This is a genomic window from Chitinophaga cymbidii, assembly GCF_007992715.1.
Lineage (GTDB): Bacteria > Bacteroidota > Bacteroidia > Chitinophagales > Chitinophagaceae > Chitinophaga > Chitinophaga cymbidii.
Genome location: NZ_BKAU01000004.1, coordinates 124,488 through 143,046 on the forward strand (window position 1 = coordinate 124,488; position 18,559 = coordinate 143,046).

At 54.7% G+C, this 18,559-nt stretch carries 8 protein-coding genes; 5 read left to right on the top strand and 3 right to left on the bottom strand.

The genetic code is table 11. The annotated features are described in order from the left end of the window. Positions 1–9 precede the first annotated feature (9 nt). The 5 genes from CCY01nite_RS16825 to CCY01nite_RS16845 all read left to right on the top strand — a co-directional run bounded on the left by CCY01nite_RS16825 (position 10) and on the right by CCY01nite_RS16845 (position 9,973). Positions 10–1,098 (top strand): FecR family protein, encoded by a 1,089-nt coding sequence (locus CCY01nite_RS16825; protein WP_146864279.1) that lies wholly within the window; start codon positions 10–12, stop codon positions 1,096–1,098. Between the two features lie 301 nt (positions 1,099–1,399). Further along, a complete protein-coding gene (locus CCY01nite_RS16830; protein ID WP_146864281.1) occupies positions 1,400–4,615 on the top strand; it encodes a SusC/RagA family TonB-linked outer membrane protein in 3,216 nt (1,071 codons plus the stop codon). Positions 4,616–4,633: 18 nt separating this feature from the next. Next, positions 4,634–6,166 (top strand): RagB/SusD family nutrient uptake outer membrane protein, encoded by a 1,533-nt coding sequence (locus CCY01nite_RS16835; RefSeq protein ID WP_146864283.1) that lies wholly within the window; start codon positions 4,634–4,636, stop codon positions 6,164–6,166. 38 nt (positions 6,167–6,204) lie between these two features. Beyond that, complete coding sequence (locus CCY01nite_RS16840; protein ID WP_146864285.1) at positions 6,205–7,173, top strand: glycoside hydrolase family 43 protein; 969 nt, start codon at positions 6,205–6,207, stop codon at positions 7,171–7,173. 7 nt (positions 7,174–7,180) lie between these two features. Further along, entirely contained in the window at positions 7,181–9,973 is a 2,793-nt protein-coding gene (locus tag CCY01nite_RS16845) for a family 43 glycosylhydrolase (RefSeq protein ID WP_222614424.1), read from the top strand. 44 nt (positions 9,974–10,017) lie between these two features. On the opposite strand, the gene CCY01nite_RS16850 is transcribed toward CCY01nite_RS16845, so the two are convergent. From CCY01nite_RS16850 to CCY01nite_RS16860, 3 genes are all read right to left on the bottom strand, one after another. Then, positions 10,018–13,419 carry a DUF7133 domain-containing protein gene (locus tag CCY01nite_RS16850; protein ID WP_146864287.1) on the bottom strand — a complete coding sequence of 1,134 codons (3,402 nt, stop codon included), beginning with the start codon at positions 13,417–13,419 and terminating at the stop codon, positions 10,018–10,020. Positions 13,420–13,488: 69 nt separating this feature from the next. Beyond that, positions 13,489–17,262: a glycosyltransferase family 2 protein gene (locus CCY01nite_RS16855; RefSeq protein ID WP_146864289.1), complete on the bottom strand. Its 3,774-nt coding sequence runs from the start codon at positions 17,260–17,262 to the stop codon at positions 13,489–13,491. Next, complete coding sequence (locus CCY01nite_RS16860; RefSeq protein WP_186831110.1) at positions 17,259–18,530, bottom strand: glycoside hydrolase family 2 TIM barrel-domain containing protein; 1,272 nt, start codon at positions 18,528–18,530, stop codon at positions 17,259–17,261. Before CCY01nite_RS16860 ends, CCY01nite_RS16855 begins: the two co-directional genes overlap by 4 nt. Between the last annotated feature and the right edge of the window lie 29 nt (positions 18,531–18,559).

Genomic DNA, 18,559 nt, shown 5'->3' on the forward strand with positions numbered 1-18,559 from the left:
TCGCCGCTGATGGATAAGGTTTTCACGCAGGATGAGCTGGAACAAAGCTCGTCGTTCATTAAATATTGCACCCGGCCAGATACTGCGCTGCAGGCGGAATGGGAGGCGTATGTGAAAGCATATCCGGGTGAGATGGAAACGGTGTGGAAAGCCAGGGCGAACATACAGGCGCTGTACGCCATGCTGGGCGACGTATACAGTACGGAAGCGGCGGAAGGGTTCCGGCAATTGCTGTTGCAGCGGGAGAATCAGCTGGAAAGTAGCCTGCCGGAGGAACCGGCAGCAGCGATCCGTTCCGGAACAAAAAAATACTGGCTGGCTGCCGCAGCGGTGCTGCTGTTGATCCTGGGAGCCGGTGGCGCGCTGCTGTTCCGGCGCACAGCGGACACCGCGGTTACAACGCCTGCACTGGCGGAGCAGCTGGAAACCGGCTACGGCACCAAGTCAAAACGCATACTGCCGGACGGCACCACCGTATGGCTGAACGCCGGAAGCAAGCTGTCTTACAACGACAGGGAAGCAACGCTGGAAGGAGAAGCCTTTTTTGATGTGGCGAAAGACGCGGGCCATCCCTTTATCGTGCACGCCGGCGGCGTTACGATAGAAGTACTGGGCACCACTTTCAATGTGAAAGCCTACGTCTGCGAGGAAAATGTGGAAGCCACGCTCATCAGTGGCAAGATCAGGGTGCAACTGAACCACCTGAAAGGAGAAAAGATCACGCTGGCGCCCAATGAAAAACTGATCATCCGCCGCCTGCCGGCCACCAATAATAATACACAGACAACGCCGGATAGCCGTGAGCGTGAGAAAGAATACCGCGTGCAATCCGTCGTGAAACCCGATAACAGCCCATATCTGGCGGAAACCGCATGGGTGAACAACACCCTGGTGTTTACGAACGAAACCTTCGGCGACGTAGCCACCAAGCTGGAACGTTGGTACAACGTGCATATCCGCTTTGAGAACGAACAATTGAAACAGGAACAGCTAAGCGGCGTCTTCGAAGAGGAGGATGTACAGCAGGCCCTGCAGATCCTGCAAATGACCACGAGATTCAAATACCGGATAACGGATAGCGAGATCGTAATATTCTGACGGCCGTACTTTACAACGGCCCCTGGTAGCAAATTATTCCCTGACTTAAAACACTTGTTATGGCGTAAACAGTACTCATGTCCCTAATGATACAGCAAAAAGGGAAGAGCGGCTACTCTTCCCCCGCAAGGCTGTCAAAAAACGGCCGGATAAAGCAACTACTTGCAGGTGATGCTTTTCCGTATTATTTCTCAACCTTACAATTCTTAAAGTTATGAAAAACAAAAGACTTCATTGGCCCGGCGATATGCCGGCCAGGGTAGTTAAATTTTTGCTCGTTATGAAATTATGTGCGTTGCTTATGCTGACTTGTTGCCTGCAGGTATCCGCCGACGTGTACTCCCAGAAAAGATTTACACTGAAGTTCGAGCAGGCGGGAATTGACAAGATATTCGCACGGATACAGAAGGAAAGCGAGTATAAGTTCTTTTATAATTACGGGTATATCCGGCAACTCGGCAAGATAGACCTGCAGGTGGCCGATGCCACCCTGCCGGAGATACTGGACCGGGTACTGAATAACAGGCTGGATTACAGGATACTTGACAGAAACCGCGTGGTCATTTCACCGCCGGAAGAGATCAACACGCAGCAGGATGTAAAGGGCCGCGTAACGGATTCCACCGGTCAGCCTTTGCCCGGCGTGTCTGTGCGCGTAAAGGGGCAGACCACCGGCGTGATCACGAACGCGAAAGGGGAGTTCTCCCTGATCGTGCCGGATGGCGCGGTGCTGGAAGTATCTTATCTCGGTTTTGAAACGCAGGAAGTGACCGTCAGCGGCAACAAGTTCCTGGACATACAATTGAACGAAAGCGCCAGCGGCCTGAATGAAGTGGTGGTAGTGGGATACGGCGCGCAGCAGAAGAAAGACCTCACCTCCGCGATCTCCGTGGTAAAGGCCGATGACATTAAAAAACGACAGGCCACCACCGTGGCGGAAGCCTTGCAGGGCCTCGCTTCAGGTATCAACGTGCGTGGCGGCGGCCTGCCCGGTTCGGAAGCCAAGATCGAGATCAGGGGCACGAAAAATTTCACAGGCACCAATCCCCTGTATGTGATAGACGGAATGATCACCACGGCCAACCGCGACTTCAACCCCAACGACATTGAATCCATACAAATATTGAAAGACGCCGCCGCCGCTGCGATCTACGGCTCCCGCGCCGCCAACGGCGTGATCATCATCACCACCAAAAAAGGCCGCGAAGGCCCCATGAAAGTAGAGGTCTCCGCCAAAACCAGCGTGCAGACCATCCCGCGCTACGAACTCGCGGAAACAGATGAGTTCTCCCGTATCAACTACATGGCGTATGACAATGCCGGCGCAACAAGGCAGCAGCTGGACCTGGCGGTGAATACCGACTGGCAGGACGTGGCCTACCGCACCGGCACCATGCACGATCTCAACGCCAGCTTTTCCGGCGGCGGAAAAAGCGGTACTTATATGATATCCGCCAACTACTTCGGGAATAAAGGCACCGTTATCAGCACCAATTTCGACCGGTTCAGCCTGCGTGTAAATTCACAGGGCTCCAAAGGCATCTTCAGCATCGGGGAGAACATCGCCATCAGCAATGGCCGGGCGGATGAAATGTCCGGCAACCCGATCATAGACGTGGTGCGCCTGCTGCCCACCATACCGGTGTACGATGCCTCGCATCCCGGTGGTTACGGCTACGGCGATGAAGCCAAGGCGCGTACCTTCGGCACCAACCCTGTAGCGATCGCCAACCTGGAAGACCGTATGAACGAGAACTTCAGGGTGCGCGGAAATATCTGGGGAGAAATACAGATACTGCCCGAACTGAAATACCGCCTCAACCTCGGCTACGAAACCAGCAACGATCACTACTCCTATCTGCGCAAGGAAGGGAACTGGACGCTGAACCAGTCTTACGATCCCGCTATCGCGAACGAGAACAGGGCAAGATGGCAGACCGCATTGGTGGAAAATACATTGACCTTCACCAAAACCATCAACAGGCATTCACTCACCGTGCTCGCAGGGCAGACCTATCAGCGCGATGACTATGGGCAGATCTGGGGAACGAAGCGCAACATTCTGCAAAATTCCAACACGGGGCAGTATTATCCCGTACTGGACCAGGGCAATGAACCCCAGACCGGCGGCTACCTGCGCAAGGGCATACTGCTTTCCTACCTCGGAAGGGCGGAATATAATTTCGCGGACAAATACCTCCTCAACGCCGTATTCCGTCGCGACGGCAGCTCCCGCTTCGCGAGCGCCAACCAGTGGGGCAACTTCCCCGGCTTCTCCGCCGCATGGCGCATCAGCCGCGAGAACTTCTTCCAGGTGAGGTGGATCGACGACCTGAAGCTGCGTGGCAGCTATGGTGAAGTGGGCAACAGCAACACCAGCCAGGGAGGATATTGGGATTACCTCGCGGTCATCAACACCCTGATCACGACTACCATGGGGCGCGACCAGCACGTAGAGCCCGGGGCCACGCTTGTGAAGCTCGTGAACGCGGACCTGCGCTGGGAAAGGCTGAAACAAACGAACATTGGTCTGGATGCGGCCTTCCTCAATAACCGGCTATCCGTTACCGCGGAATACTTCATCAACCAAACGGACGACGTGCTCACCGCCATGCCCATCGCGCTGACGACAGGTAACGACGGCGGCAACCCCGTTGCCAACGCGGCCAGCCTGAAAAACACCGGCTTCGAAGTGTCCGCCGGCTTCAACGACACGCATGGAGAGTTCAGCTACAACATCGGCGTGAACTTCACCCGCCTGCGGAACAAAGTGCTCGGCCTCGGATACGGAAGAAATAACATCTACGTGGGCAACACCGTCACCAAGATCGGCCAGCCGATCGGCATGTGGTATGTATTGCAGACAGACGGCCTTTTCCAGAGCCAGGAAGAAGTGGATAACTACAAGAATAAAGACGGCAAGATCATTCAGCCGACCGCAAAACCCGGCGACATCCGTTTCCGCGACAATGACGGCAACGGGCAGATCACCAATGCGGACAAAGTGGTAGTAGGCGATCCCTGGCCCGACTTTGAGGTGGGCCTCAACCTGGGTGCCTCCTGGAAAGGGTTTGAGCTGTCCATGAACTGGTTCGGCTCTTTTGGTGCAAAGGTGTTTAACGGCCCGCGCAGCGTGACGGACCGCTTTGACGATAATTCCAATTATCGCAAAGGCATCCGCCCCTGGACGCCGGACGATCCCAACACGGACGTTCCCCGCGCATACTACGGCACCACGCTGAACTCCCGCGGAGATATCGACCGCTGGCTGGAACCCGGCAGCTTCGCCCGCATGAAGCTCGCCAGCCTCGCCTGGAACGTGCCGAACGATCTTGTCAAAAGGATCGGCTTCGAGCGCGCGCAGGTGTCCATATCCGGGCAGAACCTGATCACGATCACAAAATATACCGGCCTGGACCCCGAATTCAACAACGCCTCGATCTACGAAAGAGGCTACGACTTCGGCGCTTTCCCGAACCTCAGGACCTGGTCCGTTGGATTGCAATTTGGTTTTTAATTCATCAAGCCGTTTTTTATGAACAAACATCTGCTATATATAACATTGCTGGCGTCCACACTGCTGGCGCCATCCTGTAACAAGGACCTGCTGAACGTTGAAAATCCGAATACGATCACAGAAGATCAGTTCTGGAAAACAGAATCCGATGCGGAAAAAGGCGTGAACGCGATCTACTCCATGTTCTATCAGAACGGCGGATTCAACCGCTGGATCTATTTCCGCCTGGACCTCACGTCTGATGAAGGATTCAGCAGAAGCCCCTGGCTGGAGCTGGGGGACTGGACGCGCTTCCAGTATATCAATTATAATTTCTGGGAAGGCAACGTCAACACCTGGCGCGATGTGTACAAAGCCATCTTCCGCGCCAACCAGGTGCTGGCCTATGTTCCCGACATTCCTTTTGCGGACGAGCAGAAGAAAAGCCGGCTGCTGGCACAGGCGCATTTCCTGCGCGGACTGTATTACTATTATGCAGCCATCCTGTGGGAGAACGTGCCGCTGGTGCTGGAACCTTCCGAGCCCGCTGACCTGCCCCAGCAAAATACGCTCGAAGAAGTATGGGCGCAGGTGGAAAAAGACCTCACCGCCGCCGCTGCCGTATTGCCCCCGCAATGGGACGATCCCAACGTAGGCCGCGCCACGAAAGGCGCCGCGCAGGCCATGCTGGCAAAGACCTACATGCAGCAGCATAAATGGCCGGAGGCCAAAACCGCCCTGGATTACCTCGTCACCGGCGAAGGCCAGGGATACTACGATCTCGTGCCGGCATTCAGGGATAACTTCCGCGGCAACACCGAAAACAATATCGAATCCGTATTCGAGATCCAGTTCTCCGACGCCAACAAAACCGGCGAAGGCGACGGCCCCAACAGCAACATGGGCAGCAACCGCTCGCAGTTCTTTGCCCCGAGAGGCATCGGCTGGTCAGACGGACAGGCCAGGAACTGGATCATCGGCGAGTTTAAAAAAGAAATGAACAAGGATGGCGCGCTGGATGAAAGACTGCGGTATACGCTTTTTTATAAAGACCTGGAAGCGGACTTCGGCGATAAGGTGTATGGCCGCGACTGGCAATGGGATGCGGACGAAGCCTGGTTCAGAAAATATCAGCGCGATTATTACCGCAGCAATGAAGATTATTTCAACGAGATCAATTTCAGGATGATCCGCTATGCGGACGTGCTGCTGATGTACGCGGAAGTGCTGAATGAGCTGGGGCAGACGGCGAACGCTTATCAGTATGTGGACAGAGTGCGCGAGCGTGCCAACATGCGGCCGCTGGCTACCGCTTATCCTGCCATCGGGAACGATGCCGCCGCTTTCCGCGAACGGCTGAAAGTGGAAAGGGAACTGGAGCTTTGCGGCGAAAGCGTGCGGTGGGCGGACCTGAAGCGCTGGGACGACCTGCGCTCCGACGCCGGCGTTGATAAAGTGGCCGCCCGTGATCCGGACTTCAACAACTTCGTGGTGGGCAAACACATCCGGCTGCCGCTGCCGCAGATAGAGGTGGAGAATAACACCAATCTCGAACAAAATGATGATTATTGACGGATTTAGTCGGATATTGATACGTTAAAACAGGCACTATGAAAAAATTCTGTTTGGCGGCGGTCCTCTCGTTCGCCGGCATGTATGGCTTTGCGCAAAAGACCGGCCATAATCCCGTACTTGACAAGAATTTTCCGGACCCTACGGTCATCCGCGCAGAAGGAAAATACTATGCCTATGCCACCAACAGCAACGCGCACATCCAGGTGGCGTCATCCACCGACCTGATGCACTGGCAGCCGGAAGGCGATGCCCTGCCGCAACCGCCGGTATGGGCGGACCGCGATTTCTGGGCGCCCCACGTGCTGTACGATCCCGTCATGAAAAAATACGTGATGTTCTATTCCGGCGAGTCTACCGATAAAAACATGGGCAAATGCCTCGGCGTGGCGTATGCAGACAAGCCGACCGGCCCCTTCGTGGATAAAGGCACGCCGCTGATCTGCGGAGAGGGTTTCGTGAACATCGACCCGATGGCTTTTGTAGACCCTGTCAGCGGAAAGAAGCTGCTGTACTGGGGTTCCGGCTTCGAGCCGATCCGGGTACAGGAAATGTCCGACGACTGGTCAGGTTTCAAACCCGGCACCACCGCCAAAATGGTGGTGTGGCCCGGCAAAGATAAAGTTCCCGCCGACGGAAAAAGCTACGACCGGCTGATCGAAGGCGCATGGGTCACCCTGCATAAGGGATGGTATTACCTCTATTATTCGGGCGATAACTGCTGCGGGGAAAATGCGCATTATGCCGTGATGGTCGCGCGTTCCAAAGATCCATTCGGTCCCTTTGAAAGATTCGGGGAAAAGCATAACAACGGCAGCAGTGTGATACTCGGTCTGAATGAAGAATGGCTGGCGCCGGGGCACAACTCCATCGTAAAGGATGACCGGGGCCGTGAATATATTGCCTATCACGCCATCCCGGCAAAGAAAAAGACCGGCGGCCGCGTGATGCTGATCGACCGCATTACCTACCGCAAAGGCTGGCCGGTGGTGGTACCATCAAAATAGTTACGGCATGAACTACAGCATGATGTTCCTGTGCGCCTGCTGCCAGTTGCTGGCGTTGTATGCAGGCGCACAAAGACCGGAACATATCCATAACCCCGTACTGCCCGGTGTGGCGGACGCGGGCGTGATGAAATTCAACGGGGAATATTATATCGGCGGCGTGTTTACCAACGGCGGCTTTTATGTGTCGGACGACCTGGTGAACTGGAAAGGGCCGGTGCATGTATTTTCGATGAATAACGGCTGGACGGAAGGAGCTTCCGCCGGCGATAACCAGATACATGCGAACGATATGCGGTACATCAACGGCGTGTTCCATCTCTACTGGTCCGTGAACTACTGGGGGCAGGACAGGAACGTGGTGCACATCGGGCACGCCGTGTCAGACAGCGTGCTCGGTCCTTACAACGAGCCGGTAAAAGACACATGGCTGGATAACCGCATTGATCCGATGCTTTTTACAGATGACGACGGCCGGCACTACCTCTACATGGTAAAATTCACAGACGGTAACACCATCTGGGCGCGGCCCATGAAAGATCCTTACACGTTTGCAGGGCCGCCGGTATACCAGTTCGCATCACTGCCCAACACCTGGGAAACAACGGACAACCGCGTGGCGGAAGGCCCCTGGGTCATCAAATACCGCAACCGGTATTACATGATGTACAATGCCAATCACACTTCCACCGCCTGGGGCAATTACATGCTCGGTGTGGCGGAGGCGGATAGCCCGATGGGCTTCGGGCATGGCGGCAAGTATCCCGGGCCGGTGGTGTTCTCCAATCAATCCGGTCTGGAAGACCGTTTTGCTGATCTGCTGAAATACAATACAAATCCATACTTTCAGTACACCACCGCCAGACCGGCTGAAAACTGGCATCAGTCCGGCTTTGATGCAAGCGGCTGGCAGCAGGGGAAGCCCGGATTTGGCTCCGGCGTTATCAAAGGTTCCACCGTCCGGAATGTCCGTACGATGTGGAATGAGCCGGAGATATGGGCGCGAAAAGTGTTTTCCCTGAACAGCCAACTTCCGTCCAATCTGTTACTGCGTGTGTATCATAATGGCGATACCCGCATCTACCTGAACGGCCAACCAGTTTACGAAAGATCCGGCCGTCAGTACACCACCCTGAACATCGATGCGCGTCAGCTGCTGAAGAACGGAGAAAACATACTGGCCATCCAAAGCAGCCGCGGCCGGCAAAACTTCCTCGACATATCGCTTTTCGATATGAAAAATGAAAGGGGGGATGATATTTTATATTCTCCCGGCCAGCCGAACATATTGCGCGGTCCAAACGGTTTTGAGTGGTGGCTGGTGTACATGGCGAATAAAAATGCGGATCGGAGAGGACAGTATATTGACCGGGTGCATTTCTTTAACCGCAAACTGGTTGTTGATGGTATTACCAGCGAGCACACGCCCGGTTATCATCCGGCGCCTGCGATGCCGGATTTCAGGGATTTGTTCAATGGTGCAGATAGCCTGACGGCGGCGGTAACATCAACGGTCAAACGAACTGATGTGGATTTTCTGCAAAAGTGGCGAACATCCGGTGGCGACTGGCAGCAACGCCACGGCCAGCTGACGCAAACCGCAACCGGTACTGCGCAGGCTTTGATAAAAAGCACGCCGGCCAGCAACTACCTTTTTGAAACCGGCGTCCAGCCCAATAAAGCAAAAGCAGGCATCATAGCCGCATGGAAAGATGAGTCAGATTGGCTGAAAATATGGCTGGACCCGCAACGCAAGGCATGGGGATACCGCCTCAACCAGAAAGGAAAACAAACCACCGCGTATCATCCGCTACCGCAGGATTTCAATTTTGACCGTTATCATACGCTGACTGTTTTCAGGAATGCCGCGTCGTTTGAAGTGAAAATAGATCACCTGCCCGCACCGGGCATGCCGGTGATCCGCACGGCGCTGAACGGCAAACATATTCCCGGCCTTTATACAGAAGGCGCGGGCGCGGCATTTGATGGTGTGCTGTATACGATCGGATGGGATGAATTTGACAACATGATCAGCGGATGGGGTACGCCGGCCAGCATCTCCGGCAACGGCCTCACGCTCAACGCCGGTAACCGCGTTTTCAAAGGTGATCTGCTGGACAGTTACGAGATCGGCACACAGGTGACGCAAACCGCAACCGGCAACGCAGGTATCTACGCTGTTTATATCGATGATGAAAACTATTTGCAGGCGCAGTTTGACAACAAAACGCAAAAGCTGGCCATCACCGGTAAAAAAGACGGTACGCCTTTATCCACCGAAGCAATATCCCTCGAAACCGCGAGCAGCTATTATGTGGACATGAAGTACAGCGATTTTTTTGAAAGACATTTTAGCTTCGATCATCCCGTCTACATCAATTCCATCAGCCTGAACAAAACGCCTTACCAGCAGCCGGACACATTGATAGAGCGCATCCATGAGAAAATGAACATCTTCTATCAAAGCGGGGAAAAGTGGCATCCGCTGCCGGCTTTCCGGCGGGATACCACCGGCCATCCGGGTTTCGACAAAATCGTATTTAATCCCGTAAAGGCGGAAGGGCTGAAGTTCGTCAACAAAGCACCCGGCGAACGGATGATATATGTCAACAAAATACAGGTAAACGAAACCTGCCGCGAATCGTATCATTTACGCGCGGTGAAGACCGCCAGCGAAGTGATCTTTTTTGTAGACGGGCGGGAAGTGAAGCGCTATCCCGCGTCATTCCCCGCATCCCGGGTAGGATTGTGCGGCAACGGCACGTTTAACGGCATCACGTATTTTCATATTCCGCAATAATGTAGAAGGCCCTCGCATCGTTGGATGGGAGGGCCTTTTCTGTCTTAATTATCTTCCTTCGAAAGCGCCAGGAAACTCACTACGTCACGGATCTCTTTTTTGGAGAGCACGGTTTTCATATCCGGCATGCTGGAAGGAGAAAATACCTTTTTCACGATCTGGCTGTTGGGGATGGTCCTTTCGGGATCAAGTCCAACTTTTACGGTGATACCGTTTTTATCTTCTCCCTGCAATACGCCCGTCACTTTTTCACCGTCTTTCAATTCCAGTACCGCCATGCCGAAACCCGGCGCGAGGCGCGCACTTGGCGAGATAAGCGCTTCCAGTATCTGCTGACGGGAGATCCTGCCCGCGATGCCGTTCAGCCGCGGGCCGGCATTGCCGCCGCGGTCGTCATAAGCATGGCACTTCATACATTGCGCGTTCTGGTTGCGGTAGAATATCTGCCTGCCGCGCTGCGGGTCACCGCCTTGCAGGCTACCCGCATAGGCGGCCAGCTGATCGTCCGGCGACAGTTTGCTGCTGATCTCTTTGTACTGCGCGATCAGTTGCGGAGAACGGTTACTGTCCACCGCTTCACCCAGTTCAAGATAGATGTCAGGGCTCAGCTTGCCGGCGGCCATTTTATGCAGCAGGTCTTCGAGAGCTTTATTTGATTTCGCCGGCGTGAGCTTTCCGAGCGTGAGCACGGCGGCTTGTTTCTCTTCCATGGTTTTGCTGGCGATCACCTCTGTCAGCAGGCTGACCATCACTTCCTGCGGGATGCTCATTTTGGGCAGGAGGTCGAGGCCCGCTACACGTACTGTTTTTTCTCGGTCAGCGAGCGCATAGCGGATGGCTTGCTCTGATTCCGGCGCTTGCAGCGATACCAGTGTTTTGAGGGATTCCTCGCGCATGGCGGCTTCCGGATCGCTTTTCAGCACGGCGAGCAGGGGCGTGGCGGCGCGTTTGATGGCGAGCTTGTGGATGGCTTTCGCAGCGCTGGTCCTTACAGGTAGCTCGCGGTCTTTTAACAGGCTGATCAGCGCATCGGCGGAGGTGCTGACCAGTTGTGCGGCATTCCTTTCGATCTTTCCTCTTAAACGCCCGTCCACTCTGTCAAGCACGGAAGGCTTGGCCCAAACGCTGATCGCGTCTACGGCTTCGGCTCTCATGGCGGCGGGACTGCCGTTCTTCTGCGCGTAGCTGATAAGGCTTTGCAAAGCGGCGTCCGTACCCACGCGCAGGCTGGCGTTGATGGCGCGGCGCAGCAGGGCTTCACTGGTGAAGGTGGTGGTGTTTAAGAGATTAGCTAGTGCGGGCAGGGCTTCTTTGATGGACAGATCATCATTGATCGCCCGTGCTGCTTCTGTTACAATAAATTCGTCGGTATCATTGAGGAAACCGGCGATGCCGGGGTGGGACATTCTTCTGAGCGTTACCACGGCCGCGATGCGCAAGGCCCTGGAGGGGCTGGATGATAATGCGATCACCGGCTCCGTTTTGCCAATGCGGGACAATGCGAGGCAGCCTGCATGGCGCAGGTAAGCGTCCTCATCATTATTGCTTTCGAGAAAATCGATGATGGGTTGAACGGCGGGCTCGTATTTGATCCGGCCAAGCGCTTCCGCCGCAAAGAAGCGGGCGCGGCTGGCGGTATCTTTCAGCAGTGGCACCAGTGCGGGGCCGGCCTCGCTGTAACGGATATCTCCCAGCCATTTTGCGGCCTGCGCCCTGATTTCGGGATCGTTGTCTTTTAATACGGGGATCAGCACGGCGGCATATTGCTTATCCTGCCGCGCGAGCTGGCAGATACCCCAGATAGCGTGTACCCGTGCCAGTTGGTTATCCCGCTGTTGCAGCATTTGCAGGAAAATATCGTTGCCTTTCGCTTTGCGTTTCACCAGCTCGAACTGTGCTTTCAGGCGCACCCGCATGTCCGGGTTCTTCAGCAGCCCGCCGAGCGCGGCTTCTTTGCGTTTGCTGAAGTCCTCCGCCAGCAGGGATTTTACTTCCATGCGAACGGGAGAGGAGGCGCTGGCGGCATGGTCGAGCTTCCAGATGCGGCCATAGTTATGCGTATCCCATCCATCGATCCAGTCCGCCACGTACAATGCGCCGTCCGGGCCAAAATCCAGTCCCGTTGGCAATACGCCGCGCAGTACTTCTTTATGTTCTCCCAGCTCAAAAGTGGCGCCTTTGGGATTGAGCCGGAAGCTGTGCACGCCGGAGCCGGAGGGATTGCCCACGAACTCGGCGATGAAGAAGGTATTTTTGTATTCGGGGCCCAGTGCGGTTCCGGGGTTGTACACCATGCCGGCGGGACCGCTGACGAAGTTGCTGATGCAGGGCGTGATATAGGCCGCCTGGCCTTCAAAGCGCGGGAGGTACATCTTTTCTTCCATCCACACTTTGTAGGTGTTGTTGTCCGGGTCGCGGTATTTGCCGTATTGCCAGTTGCTGCGCCAGCCCGCGTCTGATCCGTTCACGATGTATACGAGGCGTTCTTTTTCACCGGGATGATCGCCATCATTGTCCTCACTGATCAGGTTACCGTATTCATCAAAAACGAACTCATGTGTGTTGCGCAGGCCGTGTGCGAATATTTCGAAATCGCTGCCGTCAGGGTTGGAGCGGGCGATCACGCCGCTGTTGGGGTGTTCCCATTTCTGCCCGTCGGGCCCTTTGCCGGAAAATCCGATATCGCCGATCTGCCAGTAGATCCTGCCGTCAGGCCCCATTTCAACGCCGGACATGCCGTGGCCGCTGAAGCCGATGTGAATGCCGTATCCGGTGGAGATAGATGTTTTCTCATCCGCGAGGCCGTCCTTGTTCTTGTCTTTCATCCGCCAGAGATCCGGCGCTACGGCCACATAGAGATCATCGCCGTCGCTCAGCACGCCGCCGGCCACATCCGTTACCTCATCGTTAAAATCATCTACTACCAGTTGCGACAGATCCGCTACGCCATCGCCGGAGATATCTTCCAGGCGGAAAACATTTTCTTTTTCGATGGTAAGATCGCGCCAGTCGTGGGAGCTGTCGCCGTTCAGGTCTTCCAGCCAGCGGTTCCTTTCACTGTTTTCGGGCGAAAGCTCCTTGTGCAGGAAAGCGCGCCGGTCTTCCACGGTCTGCAGGCTGATGGACGGAATTTCCCAGTCCCGGTGCCCGCGGATATCAAATTCGGAATGTTTCTGCCGGTTGGTGGTGGTGTAATACAACTTTCCATGATCGTCAATATCAATGGCGATCGGGGAGATCACCAGCGAATCGATACCCCATAGTTTCAGGGTAAGACCTTCCGCCAGTACGGGTTTTACCTGTGCTTCGATGGAAGCCGCGATCTGCGCGGTCTGGGCCGTATCCATCTGTTTGATGCGTTTGTCGGCAGGGCCCTGTTGCCCGCAGGCCGTGATAAGTACCGGGGCCAGCAGCAGGGATGCCGGGAGCGCTGAAAATGTTCTCATGGTGGAATTTTAAATAATGCCGATCAAAATAGGGAAAAAATAACGGAAAGCAAAGCCCTGCATATTCATTCAGGGCTGGGGCATTAAATGCAGCGGCGTATTCAATGGTGAGCGGGCGGTGGTTACCTGGTTATCCCGTACGGCCTGCAGGTAGAGGCTGTAGTGCCCGGGAGATTCGGGTATGGTAACGGTGATGGACGTTCCGGAACCGAGTTTTTTGAGGAACACCTCGTTGCCGTAATTGTCCGTTTTCACAAGATGCCAGTTAAACGCCAGGCTGTCCGCTGCTGCGCCGGGAAACGCCCATTCGTTGTTGCGCAATAGGAGCGCATGATAGGTCAGTTGGCTGCCCGGAAAGGTTGTTCTTGCGGGCCGCAGAATGTGAATTTGCGGGAGATGTGGTTGCTGTATTGCCGGGTTCCAGGAAGCTGCGAGCTGGTAATACGCCGGTTTGTACCGGCCCCAATGGTCCGTCAGTCCATTAAAGGTCACGTAATCTCTCGTTTCAAGGTCCTGCCAGGTAGTGATGAACGCCGGAACCCGGTCATCAGGCAATTGCCGGTAATATTCCACGGGGATCTGGCTGATGAAATGCGGAACGGACATCTTTCCGAGCTGTGACAAGCCGGAAGTATCATGCTCGGCGACTATGCCAAACGCATCCACCCGCGGTAATTCCCGTTGCAATAATTCCAGGACTTCGTCGATATTGTCTGAAAGCGCGACATCCATTGTCAGCGGTCTTGAGGCGTCAATCGCCTTGATCCTGACGGAGAGGTTTTTCAACCAGTGCAGGAAGGCTTGCTGCTGGTAAAGAAGGGCGGGCTTGCTGTAATGGCCGGCCAGTTCCTGCCAGCTGGTATTCCCGATGCTCCAGGCTGTAATATCGGGGTTGTGCTGCAGCTCTTTTACACGCCGGAGTATTGTTTTTTCCAGCCGGTCAAGCATCCTGCCGTTCTTCCGCATATCCTTTACCGCCGGCACCCAGAAGCCATAATGTACTTGCATGCCGGTCGTTTCCGCTACACGGAGAATGTTCCTGTCATAGATGCCGGGCCCGAAGCGCCGGATGGCATTCACACCCAACGCTTTCATGCCTTCCATATCTTTCTCCACCTGCCGGCGGGTAAGCGCATGCAGATTACGGAACCAGTTTTCTCCTTTGTGATAATTGAGCCCGCGCAGCGTGTCCGGCAACCGCCGGTGTCCGCTGTTGCCTGTAGTAGTGGCGAACTGCACAGGAGCATAATATGCGGTGTCTTCCCGCAGATATTTTTCCTTCGCGGCAAATACCTGCCGGGGATGCTGCAGTTGCCAGTCCAGCACGCCGCCTGCAACGGGCCGGAGAATATTTTTATCCTGGTTGCTGTTGAAGAACACCATTGCCTGAATTTCGGGGAAGCTGTCCCGCGTCAGGCGGAACGCATCTTCCATCCATTGGTCCTGCCGCCCCGCCATGGCGAGTGATCCCATCTCGGCGATCATCACCGGTAATCCCGATCTGAAAACCGGCAGGCGGTGGAAAGGCATATACAGTTCCCCGAAGGAAAACCATTGGCCGTTTTCATTTTGTGGACCGTAGTTCAGTCCGGTAACGCCGATCCAGTCCACATAATCTTTCCCCGGAAAATAATCCGCCGCAGCTTCCGGCCGCCAGGGATTCCAGACCCATATTACGTTATGGGCGCCCTGCCGGGCAAAAAAGCGGTGAACATACTTCCACGCCTCCCGGAATTCTTCCTTCGTATTGCGGCCGGTTGGCGACCAGGGATATGCAGGATTGTCTGCTTCATGCGCAAAACGCAGGAAAACGGGGCGTTTCCATGCTTTTATCTGTCCGGCGAACCGGAGCAGGTAATCATCAAAAGAACCGGCACTGATATGCGCGAGCACTTTTTGCTCATGAAGTGACGCCGCGTTTTCAAACAGGCTGGTCCATGGCTCCCATGTGATCATCGGCAGGGAACGGTTATCGTAAATAGCCTGCAGTACCGAGTCCTGCAAAAAACACTGGCTGGCATCGCCCCAGGGAATATACAGTGAAATGATACTGAAATGTGCGCTGTCCCGCTGCTGGTATTCCGTTACCTGGCGCATCGAAGTAAGGCCATCCGTTTCGCCGGGACTGTAGATGCCGGTATAGAATGTTTTTCGCAGGGCATGGCGTTCAATAGCGGGGGTGGCGGGCTCCGGGTTCATGGTTGTGCCGTACCAGGTCAGGAAAACCGTGATCAGCAGCAGCGGCAGGCCGAGCTTTCGGAAACCGGCATAGAGGTGCAGGTGCCGGAAAAGCCAGAATTGCTTTTTGATCAGCAGGGGATATACAAGCATGGTGCTTATCCACCGGGATCGTGCGGAGAGGCGGCGGAGCCTGAAGCTGGCGATGATGTTAAAGGCCATGATCAGGCAATTGATGCCGGCGATGCCCGCCATGATCAGCGTATAGGGGTTCCAGTCATACGACAGGCCGTAGATGATCGCAACAAGCGACACCAGCAGTACCGCAATATTGGGAATGTTCAGCTTCCAGTTATCCGGTTCGCTGTCATCTTTCGGCGTGGGGATATACGGTACTTTTTTCCTGATCACGGTGTAAACAAGACCGAGGATATATATCCACCATGTGCCGATCAGCAGCAACCCGCCTACCACGTGAAAGCCCCGTTCTTTTTCTTCCATCACCCATCGCTGTACGAAGTGGCGGATCAGGATAATGGAAGCGATGGCCGGCAATCCCAGTAACGTGAAATCTACAATGTCTACCCGGAAAGGGATGAAGCCTGTGAAAAGGGAAAGAACAGGTATGAGGAAATTGATCAGGAAGACGATGCCAGACAGGTAGTGAAGCGGTATGGTGCCGTAGTGCAGCTTTTGTTGCCAGGTGAAATGCCGGAACAACTTCGGATAGGAAGTTACCAGCAGCTCCAGGGTGCCACGGGCCCACTTCAGCTGCTGCGCGTAGTAGGCGGACAAGGTAGAAGGCACGAGGCCCCGTGTGAGCACAGCTGGTACGTACACCGATTTCCAGCCACGGGCATGCAGCTGCATGGCGGTATGCATGTCTTCCGCCAGCCCGCTGGCATGTCCGCCGATAGAATCCAGCGCAGCCCTCCGGAACGTACAGTTCGCACCAATGGCGAGTACGGTGCCGTAGCTGTTCATGGTCGCCATGATAGGGCCGTAGAACTGAAAAGTCTGCTGTGCAGCGCCTTTGGCGACAAGACTGTCCCCCAGGTTGCTGTATGCCTGCACGATCTGCACAAAGCCTACTTCGGGATCGTTGAAATGCGATATGATGGGGTCCAGGAAATCGGGCGTCGGCACATGGTCAGGGTCCATTACCACACAAAGCTCGCCGGTAGCATATTGCAATGCATTATTGATGTTGCCGGCCTTGGCATTCAGACGGTTGTTCCGCGTCACGTGCCGCACGCCCAGCTCCCGGCAGATGGCTATCAGGTAGGGATCATTGGCTTCATCGCAGAGATAGGTGGTGTGGGGATAACGGATAGCCTGTATGGCCTTCAGCGTTTCCACGATCATGGGGTAAGGTTCTCCGGCACAGAAAGTGGTCAGGATATCAACGGTGAACATATGCTGTTGCGCCGGTGTAGCCGGAATGGAGATGGAAAAGTAATGGTACCATTCATGCAGTATCCGCAGGCAGTTGAAGGTAAGGCCGGCCATCAGTATCCAGTAGAAAGGCGCATAACCGATCTGCCTGTCATCAAACAGGTTGTACAGCAAATAACCGATACTGCCTACGCCCAGTATGATCATCAGCCGTAAGGTAAAGCGTTCCCGCCGCGAGGGAGGGGCAATAGGATCTGGTAGTTTTATCATTGACCGACTACGTAAAAAGGTGTATTCGTTGATGCAAAATGCCCGTTGTTGTCGTAGACCGTAGCAAAGATCCTGTAAGGACCTTCTTTTGCCGGTGAACGGAATGCGGCCGTGTGCGCTCCGAAAGAAAGCAGAAGGCTGTCGAAAACAGCAGGCTTTTGCGTATTGGTTTCATATTTGTTTTTGGTATACCAGTCCTCTTCCAGTATTTCCCAGTGAATGCGCAGTGAATCGCCGGGAGTGCCCTGGAACAGTACTTCCGCTGATTGCAGCGTGTTGGGCCTGAACATGATATTATCCCTGGCGCCTCTGCCGGCAAGCAGCATGTATTTCAGCATGGGAGCTTTGCTGCCGGGCCATTTGCCTGTCCACAGGTACTGCATGACATCAACCGTTTCAGATTGGGCGCCTTCTTCCGTGAACAGGCTGAACCAGGTGTGGGTGACTTCCTGTTTGCGGCCCCAGTAGAAGATGCAGGAACCGAGGTACCTGGGGTGCTGTACAGGCATGAACTGCTCGTAAAGTTCCCGGTATTGCTCTGCTTTTTTCGTACTGGTATTCTCGATAGGCGCGCCCCATGCCGTAAATTCCGATTCCCAGGGGCCATTAATACCCCATTCGGTGATCAGGAACGGACCGTCCCAGAACCATGCGAAATCTTTCAGATCTTTTTCGATCTCCTTCAACGCACCGAATATGTTAAAGGAGATAAGATCAAGGTCGGGTACCTTAAACCTGATATTGTAAATGCACCGCCGGTTGACATTGATCAGGGCTGTGGTCACGGGATGGTCCGGGTCTTCGGCATGGATCATTTTCACCAGCCGACGATACGCGCTGTAAAAGGCGTTGTAACGGGGCCTGCTGGGGAAATCCACTTCGTTTCCCAGGCACCACATCAATAGCGCCGGATGAGATTTATACCTGTTTACAATATCCCGGAACGCAGCGTATTGCATGGATACCTTTGACCGGTCTTTATAGTAAGGCAGAAAGTTGCTGACGGGCATGGGGAATCCAGCGATAACAGCGATGTTGTTGGCGTACGCACTATCGAGTATGCTGCCAAGGTGCAGCGTGTCCCAGGTACGGATGGTGTTACCGCCCGCTTCATGCAATTTCCTGAGGTCTGTGAAGCCCGCCGCGCCCTTTACTGTAAAAGGCTTGCCGTCGCGATAAAGTATATATTTTTCTCCATTCCGGGCAATAAACACTTTTCGTTCAGGGGTAGACGTGGTTGATCGTGTACATCCTGCAAGTACAGCCATTAGAACAATTGCGACCCGGTGGAAAAACT

What these genes read in the sequence shown, in the direction of transcription:
- CCY01nite_RS16850 (WP_146864287.1), bottom strand. Translation starts at nt 13,419, where the DNA reads ATGAGAACATTTTCAGCGCTCCCGGCATCCCTGCTGCTGGCCCCGGTA.
- CCY01nite_RS16840 (WP_146864285.1), top strand. Translation starts at nt 6,205, where the DNA reads ATGAAAAAATTCTGTTTGGCGGCGGTCCTCTCGTTCGCCGGCATGTAT.
- CCY01nite_RS16830 (WP_146864281.1), top strand. Translation starts at nt 1,400, where the DNA reads ATGCTGACTTGTTGCCTGCAGGTATCCGCCGACGTGTACTCCCAGAAA.
- CCY01nite_RS16845 (WP_222614424.1), top strand. Translation starts at nt 7,181, where the DNA reads ATGAACTACAGCATGATGTTCCTGTGCGCCTGCTGCCAGTTGCTGGCG.
- CCY01nite_RS16835 (WP_146864283.1), top strand. Translation starts at nt 4,634, where the DNA reads ATGAACAAACATCTGCTATATATAACATTGCTGGCGTCCACACTGCTG.
- CCY01nite_RS16855 (WP_146864289.1), bottom strand. Translation starts at nt 17,262, where the DNA reads ATGATAAAACTACCAGATCCTATTGCCCCTCCCTCGCGGCGGGAACGC.
- CCY01nite_RS16860 (WP_186831110.1), bottom strand. Translation starts at nt 18,530, where the DNA reads ATGGCTGTACTTGCAGGATGTACACGATCAACCACGTCTACCCCTGAA.
- CCY01nite_RS16825 (WP_146864279.1), top strand. Translation starts at nt 10, where the DNA reads ATGGATAAGGTTTTCACGCAGGATGAGCTGGAACAAAGCTCGTCGTTC.